Source organism: Protofrankia sp. Cr1 (assembly GCF_963555865.1).
In the GTDB taxonomy this organism is placed as follows: domain Bacteria; phylum Actinomycetota; class Actinomycetes; order Frankiales; family Frankiaceae; genus Protofrankia.
This window is the reverse complement of the sequence record NZ_CAUVXO010000649.1, coordinates 1-2,756: the sequence shown is the minus strand read 5'-3', so window position 1 is coordinate 2,756 and position 2,756 is coordinate 1. Positions and strand designations below refer to the sequence as shown.

Below are 2,756 nucleotides of genomic sequence, written 5' to 3'. Positions count from 1 at the left end.
GGCGGGGTTGGCGGCATCGGCGCGGTTGGCCGCCCGGTTCGGCGGCGGACCCGCCGGGCCAGGCGGTAGCCCGCGTAGACCGTCGTCGCAGCCAACACGATCAGAATCATCGGCCCGATCAGCGCGACAACCTCGGTCAGGCCACCGACGAATCGGTCCCAGGACAGCCGGGCGGCCCGGCCGAGACCCCCGTCATCGGTGGCCGGACCGGGCTTGGTCACCGCGCCCTGCTCGCTGACGCCGACGGTGAGGGTGGCAAGATCACTGGAGTCGGCCAGTACCTGGCGCTGGCCCTCAAGCTGTTCGATCTGCATCTGTACGCTGTCGATCTGCTGGCGGACCGAGAGGACCTCCCCGATCGTCCCGGCCTTCGCCAGCAGCGCCAGATAGGTGTCCCGGGAATTTTGCAACGCCTTGCGCCGGGACTCCAGATCGACATACTGGCCGGTCACGTCCCGGGTGGACACGGTTGATGCGCGGACGTCGCCGATCTTCCCGACCTGGCTGCGCAGTTGTTCGAACGAACCGCTCGGGACCCGCAGGGTGACGTTGGCGTGTGGCCCGTCACCGTCCTTGACGGCTGCGGTACCAGTGCTCTCCAGCGCGGACAGGTAGCCCCCCAGCCCCTTGGCCGCGGCCTCGATGTCACTGACGGCCGCGTCCACGCCGCCGAGACGCACCCACAGCGAGACCGAACCGATGCGGACGATCCGCGGTTCGGCGCCGGCCGGCCGGGCCGGGTCGCTGCGCCCGCCCGGTTGGGCCTCGGTCACACCGGTTGTCCCCGGTTCCGGCACGGCAGCAGAACCTGAACTGACACTCAAGCCGGAATCATCGGTGGACGCGGCGCCGGCACCGGAACCGGTACTCGAACCCGCATCGGGACCGGAACCGGTGTTCGAACGGGCGATGCCGGGCGCGACGGGCAGCGCGGCCGATGAGGAACCCACGTCCGGCTTCCCGCCGCCGATGCCGAGTACGACACCCATGATCGCTAGGGTCCCGATGACGACGGCCACCGGGACGATCCAGCCCCGCCTGCGGGTGACCTTGGCAAAGGGATCATCAACCGGGGCTGTTCCCAGCTGTGGCCGCTCCACCTGTGCCGGGCCGTCGGGCTCCCGGGTGTCCGAACCTGCCATGACCATCACCGTGGCCGTCCTTCCGTCAGCGATCAGCTGTCGCAACGTTGGACGCACCGGTAGCCCGTTCGGTTCACCCCGATTTCCGACCGGACGAGGGTCCGGTCCAGAAACGCTACGAACCGAAACGCTACGAAGGCAGGAGGCGCTCGATGAACGCTTGGAGCTGCTCGACGTTGCGGCACTCGACCATCTCGTCGACGAGGTCGGCGTAGGCGCGGGTCGCCGAGTCACCCGAACCCCAGTAGGTACGCGGCTCCGGGTTCAGCCAGTAGGAATGTCTGGCCTGGGCGCACAGTTTCCGGAAAACGCCGGATGCGGTCGCCCGATAGTTGTTGCGAGCGTCCCCCAGCACGAGCAGGGAGGTCTTCGGGCCGACCGCGTCGGGATACCGCTGCGCGAACACGTCGAAGGCGTGGCCGTAGTCGCTGTGCCCGTCGAACCAGACCAGATCGGCTTCGCCCGCGATCCGCGCCATCATGTCGCCGAGATCGCCGCCCCGCAGGAACCGGGTGACCTCATCGGTGGTGTCGATGAACGCGAACGCCCGGACCTTGGCGAACTGCTCCCGCAGCGCGTGCGTCAGCAGCAGGGTGAAGTGGGCGAACGACGCCACCGAGCCGGAGACGTCGCACAGGACGACGAGCTCGGGTTTGTGCGGCTTGTGCGGCCGGTGGTAGGTCTCCAACGGCACACCGCCGGTGGCGAGCGAGGCCCGCACGGTGCGGCGGAAGTCCAGCCGGCCGGAGCGCCCCAGCCGGCGGCGAGCGGTCAGCCTGGTCGCGAGCCGGCGTGCCAGCGGGTAGACCTGCCGACGCAGTTCGACGAGGTCGCGCTGGGACGCCCGGAGAAAGTCGACCTGGTCGGCCAGTGGCTTGACCGCGGTCTTCGCCACCGCGTCCACCCCGCGTTCCTCGGCAAGCCGGCGGCGAACCTCGGCGGCGACCATCTCCTCGAACGAGCGGATCCGTTCGGTGATCGTCTGTCGGGCGACCCGCTCGGCAAGACCGCCGGTCGTGGCCCCACCGAGCATCGCGGCCAGCAGGTCCGCGATCAGAGTGTCCGGTGACAGCGCCCGCATGACCCGGTACATGAACCAGGACCGCTGCCCGGCCCCGCCCGGCGTCGAGCCGAGGGCGGTCACGGCGTCCCTGGCAAGGCGACGGAGCGCCTCCTCGTCCCCGTCGAGCAGGGCAGCCAACAGGTCACCGCGCATGGCCTCACGCAGCATGTCCGGATCCAGGTCGGTGACCTCGCCACGCTGTTGCGCGTCGCCGCCCTCAGGCCGGCCCCCACCATCGTCGCCGTGATCGTCGACGGACAGACCGGCGCCGATCCGCGGCGGAAAGTAGAGATCGAACAACATGTCAAAGGTGGCCCGGTGGGTCGGGCGCTTGCACATCGTCGCCGCGAACGCCGCGTGCAGCGCCCCGCGGTCGAGCAACCCGACCGCACCGAGCGCGCGGGAGGCGTCCACGGTCTCGGCGCTACTCACCGGCACACCAGCCTTGCGCAGTGCGGCGGTGAACGCCACCGTACGGTCCAGCACGCTCATCTCGGCCGTCCCATCACCTCAGGCCACGGCAGGCCACGTCACGTCCGGTCAGGTCGAGT

General features: G+C 69.9%; 2 protein-coding genes. Both read right to left on the bottom strand.

Annotated features, from left to right (window positions below):
* Window positions 1-1,142, bottom strand: a 1,142-nt coding sequence (locus U9980_RS27370) for a DUF4349 domain-containing protein (RefSeq protein WP_322770569.1), incomplete at its 3' end; no start/stop codon positions are given.
* Between the two features lie 130 nt (window positions 1,143-1,272).
* Window positions 1,273-2,697, bottom strand: a complete 1,425-nt coding sequence (locus U9980_RS27365; RefSeq protein WP_322770568.1) for a vWA domain-containing protein — start codon at window positions 2,695-2,697, stop codon at window positions 1,273-1,275.
* Between the last annotated feature and the right edge of the window lie 59 nt (window positions 2,698-2,756).

Excerpts from the sequence above, each read along its gene's own strand:
- U9980_RS27365 (WP_322770568.1), bottom strand. The coding sequence starts at position 2,697 with ATGAGCGTGCTGGACCGTACGGTGGCGTTCACCGCCGCACTGCGCAAG.